Below are 4,569 nucleotides of genomic sequence, written 5' to 3' on the forward strand. Positions count from 1 at the left end.
TAGTATGCTCATAAGACTATTATGCAGGAAAACAAAAGAAAAAGAAACCCCTAATTCCCCCATGAATGGGGGCTAGGGGGTTGAAGTGTCGAAGACACTTTTTTATACCTTGTTGACGGTATTTTCTTAAAAAAATGTTATTCTAAACTCTGCTATACTTTGACCATAGCAATGGGAAAGTTGCTGAACAGCGGCAGACTTGAGTCTCCGCAAAAAACGGAAACAGGAATTGACGACCATCTATGGAAAGGAGGATTGATACTATGAAGATTATCAGAAAGTCTAGTAAGAGAAATGTTCTTTGCATGAACTGCTCCCCGGCAAGCGCAATGCAGTACTAATATCAAGTCAGTAACAAACAATGTTTTTTCCTTACGTCAATTCCTGTTTTTTATTATGAGAGAGGAGAACACTGCCATGAATGATAGTAAGTGCTTTTTGAGAATGCCATCAACGATGGCAAGCAAGTATAAATTTTCGGCATACAATATTTATTTGGATGAAGGTATGGGGCTGGTCTACAACACTTATTCCCAGGCTATTTCTTCATTTGAAGATTTCATTCTCAAGGAAGAGGATGTTCCCGATTTAGTGGAAAACGGGTTCATTGTTCGATTAGAGACAGATGAACTCGCTGAAATCAAAGCAGAATATGATTCCAGAGAACTGCTCTCAAATGAGTTACATTTAATCATTGCTACTACATTGGATTGCCAGTTTAGGTGCTTTTATTGCTATGAATCCCATCCTAAGGTTTATATGACTGATGATGTGAAGCAGGCTATCTTAAAACTCGTAGAAAAGCATGCAATGAGCGGTACGAACATTAGTGTAGTTTGGTATGGTGGCGAACCTATGCTGGATTTTGGAACAATACAATTCCTTTCTGAACGATTTGTTGAGATTTGTGAACGGCATAATGTTCTGTATTCGGCTTCTATGATTAGTAATGGATACGCATTCAATCCAGAGAATATTGGATTATTAGATACATATAGAATCGGTTCAATTCAGATTACACTTGACGGTATGAAGGACGTTCATGAAATGCGAAGACCTTTGCTGGACAATGCTGCTTCGTTTGATCAAATCGTTGGGAACATGAAGCTTATTCAAGAGCAATCGAACGCTAAAGTTCATCTTAGAATTAATGTTGATAAAAGTAATATTGACAGCGCGCATGAACTGCTTTTGTATTGTTCTGAAAACGGTCTCTCCGATATCGATGTGAATTTGGGTATGATGAAGGCCTTTGGCTGCGATCACTTTTGTAATCCATGCGATACGAACCTGTTCAGAATGAGTGAGTTTTCAACAGAGTTTCTGAGGTTTAGAGATCTGTGCGAAAAGCTTGGTTTTACGAACGCTGTTGAAAAAATGTCTCCGGAATACAAAATTAATTCGTGTACAATGGATGCTCCCAATGCTTACGTTATTGATCCGTATGGATGGGTATATAAGTGTATTTCATTAGTGGGACAGATGGAACGTAGTATCGGAAACGTACTAACAATATTTGATGAGAATGCACATACAAAGTACAGTCCTTTTGATTCAAAGCGATGCGTAGCCTGTAAGTACTTCCCTGTATGCAAAGGTGGATGTCTGTTGAATAATAGCGGTAGGTCAAACGAATGCAATGTATGGAGATTTATTACCCGCGATTTGATTCTTCGGGATGTAGTAAATGAATAGCGATAAATGCGAGAAGCGGTGAGTGAGCCTTAGAAGGATTCACTCACCGCTTTTCTGCATTGGATATGCCTAAAAAACCTCAATTCTAAATTATGGTAAGGTTTAATCATAAAGATAACAAAGAGGTGTTACAGATGTATCCGATGTTAAAAGAAGGTATCACTATCGGAACTTTTAGCTACGAAGGTTCTGATGAGATACATTACTTTGTGGAGAATGGTGAAGGCGGGGAATTTGAAATCAGTTATGAGCTTTATAAGGCTTTGGTTCATGCTGACGGAACGAAACCCTTGAGGCTCAGGCACTGTGGGGGAAAGAAAACAGTTGAAGAACTTAAGCGTCTTGGGATAATCAGAACTTCTCGCTTTGTATCAGACGACGAATTTTTTAACCGTTTTATCCTTTTCCCTATTGGCTCTAGAGCCAGGAAATACCGTCCCTTGTGTGTATTAACGAACCAGTTGCTGCCGTTCTTATCCATAATCATGTTTGTTGTCGGGATTATTCTTAAACTGACAACTGAGGAGGCTTTATATTATGAGTTCAATACTATCGAGTATTATGCACTTATCTTCATTAGCCTGGCAGCTCATGAAATGGGGCATTTAGTCGCGGGTATTTCTGCAAAATACAACTTTAGTGATGCAGGTATTCTCTTATTGGGACTGTTCCCTATTGGGGCATATGTGGCACATGAAGAGAAAAAGAATGCAACCAAAGCGGAGAAGTTAAACCTTGCACTTTCTGGAATTCTCGTAAATCTCTTAATCGCAGGAATTCTTTTCGCAGGATCGGTTCTGAGCTCAACGACAGATTATACCTTTATTGCTGCTGCTCAGATAAATTGTATTCTGGCTGCTGTCAATTTGCTTCCAGCGGAAGGACTGGATGGTGAAGCCGCGTTAAGTGCACTATTAGGCTTTGAGAGTATTAGCGAAACTGCAAAAAAATGGATTATGAATGCAAAACACCGGAGAAAACTATTTCACAGTGGATTTACTGGGTATGCCAGCTTTTGTCTGTTTGGCTTCATAATGCTTTCCAAAGCTTTGTTCTGGGTGCTGATAGTTGGAGACGCCATTTTTGCAATTATAGGAACACTATAAAAATAGGAAAGGATGGGTATGAATATGGAAAAAACAAGGTTTGAAAAAAGATTCTCTCATAACAAGTTTACACCTGGTTGCTTTGCAAAGCTCTCTGTAGCATTCGAAATTATTGTAGTACTTCTTTATGTGAGATACGCTGCAACGTTTTCTGTTTACGGAAATAAACTGATCAGCCTGATTGTTCTTACTGTAATTCTTGGTGCAGGCGGTATGGCGCTTTCAATTAAAAGAGAGCGCAATTGGATTAGTTTGCTTTCTGGAGCTTGCATTCCGGTATTGATATATGAAGCTTTTAATATGTGTAAGTATTCGGAGAGAATACAGACAATCATTTGCATTGGAATGGTTATTTCGCTAATCACAGCAGTTTTGTTAGCCTTGGCTAACACAAGGGGAATAAAAAAGACTGGACTTAGAAAAAGTGTATTGATTTCCAAAGGCGTACACTTTTCTCGTATTCTTTGTTCCATATTACTGATTGCCGTATGTATTTATGGAAAAGTGCTGATAAATAGCCATTACACAATCAGCATGAGTGATATTGAGTATTTGGTTTCTAGCAGTCAAAATGCTGTCCCAGATTATGAGAATTCCCTCTCTGCCAATATAGATACAGTTGTAAAAATGGATCCCGATGGTGGATGGCCGGAGTTAACTATTGATGAGAAGATGGATGTGCTTCAAACCATTTGCCGTATTGAATGCCGTTATCTTGGTATGCGAGATTCTGCACCCGCCCTGGAACTTGCATATTTGGAAGAAGGATTGTTAGGTCAGTACAATCATGAGACGGATAAAATTACGCTTTCATACAATTATATTGTTGATACAAATGCATCGGCATATTCAATTTGCCAGGTGTTGTGTCATGAACTGTACCATAGGTATCAAAGATATCAGGTAAATATGCTGGAAGCAATAAGAAACAGTGATGACACTGCAAAATATGCCAACCTTCTTTTGTTGGATTCTGCAAGTGTCTATGAAGATGAGATGGACAATTATATTACACCGACTGGAGATTCTAGATTGTCATATTACCTCTATTACTCACAACGGCTCGAACGTGATGCCGAGAAGTATGGAAATGAAGCCGTAAACGATTATTATGAACAAATCCAGGAATATCTCGGAAAAAGCGAATAGGAGATGAACTGTCGTGGGTTATTTTTCTGAGTTGAATTTAGAATTGCAATACGAAAAGGGTGAATTGGACAGAAGCTATCCTAGTCCGGAGCAGCAGATTGTATGGCGAATTGAAGATCTTAAGAGCAGGTTAATAGAACTTGGGATGGTTTGTCCGTCTGATGAAATTGTTTATGGGTATGATGATATAAGTAGAGCAGCGTCCGTCGAGTACAGTTTGCCGGAATGCCTTGCTAGTACCAAAGATGTGTTGATAGCCTTAGCCGCAGCTTATCGGAAACTTCATAATTTGGAAATTCAAACATTTTGCCAAGAAAACAGAAATTCAAAGGACGAGGTTTATTGTATTCAAAAATATCAGTGCCAACATTCAGTATATCCTGCGGCCTAATCGCTTAAAAATATGAGGGAACAAGTTGTAGTAGAATTAGTATATCAAAGAGATAAGAGAGGGAAATCAACGGGAGGGTTAAGAGTTAACTACAAATGGTTGAGGGGTGTTCTGGCACGCAAATATGGGGTTACGAACGACGCTGGCAAATGAAGTCCAGCTAATAAATGTCAATAGCAAAATGAGAAAAATCGAAATTATTTTTAAAGCAAAAAAGGCGCACTTACC

4 protein-coding genes are annotated in these 4,569 nt (G+C 38.9%); all 4 read left to right on the forward strand.

The window, feature by feature from the left end; all coding sequences use genetic code 11:
* Window positions 1-417 precede the first annotated feature (417 nt).
* The 4 genes from NFR99_RS14665 to NFR99_RS14680 all read left to right on the forward strand — a co-directional run bounded on the left by NFR99_RS14665 (window position 418) and on the right by NFR99_RS14680 (window position 4,341).
* Window positions 418-1,695, forward strand: a complete 1,278-nt coding sequence (locus NFR99_RS14665; RefSeq protein ID WP_251354020.1) for a radical SAM/SPASM domain-containing protein — start codon at window positions 418-420, stop codon at window positions 1,693-1,695.
* A 134-nt stretch (window positions 1,696-1,829) separates the two neighbouring features.
* Window positions 1,830-2,801, forward strand: coding sequence for a site-2 protease family protein (locus tag NFR99_RS14670; RefSeq protein WP_251354021.1), 972 nt, complete (start codon window positions 1,830-1,832; stop codon window positions 2,799-2,801).
* A 24-nt stretch (window positions 2,802-2,825) separates the two neighbouring features.
* Window positions 2,826-3,950 carry a hypothetical protein gene (locus tag NFR99_RS14675; RefSeq protein ID WP_251354022.1) on the forward strand — a complete coding sequence of 375 codons (1,125 nt, stop codon included), beginning with the start codon at window positions 2,826-2,828 and terminating at the stop codon, window positions 3,948-3,950.
* A gap of 13 nt (window positions 3,951-3,963) precedes the next feature.
* Window positions 3,964-4,341, forward strand: a complete 378-nt coding sequence (locus NFR99_RS14680; protein ID WP_251354023.1) for a hypothetical protein — start codon at window positions 3,964-3,966, stop codon at window positions 4,339-4,341.
* Window positions 4,342-4,569: the final 228 nt, after the last annotated feature.

Source organism: Hominisplanchenecus murintestinalis, from assembly GCF_943193015.1.
GTDB classification, from domain to species: Bacteria; Bacillota; Clostridia; order Lachnospirales; family Lachnospiraceae; genus Hominisplanchenecus_A; species Hominisplanchenecus_A murintestinalis.

Coding starts and splice junctions, on each gene's coding strand:
- NFR99_RS14665 (WP_251354020.1), top strand. CDS start 418: ATGAATGATAGTAAGTGCTTTTTGAGAATGCCATCAACGATGGCAAGC.
- NFR99_RS14670 (WP_251354021.1), top strand. CDS start 1,830: ATGTATCCGATGTTAAAAGAAGGTATCACTATCGGAACTTTTAGCTAC.
- NFR99_RS14675 (WP_251354022.1), top strand. CDS start 2,826: ATGGAAAAAACAAGGTTTGAAAAAAGATTCTCTCATAACAAGTTTACA.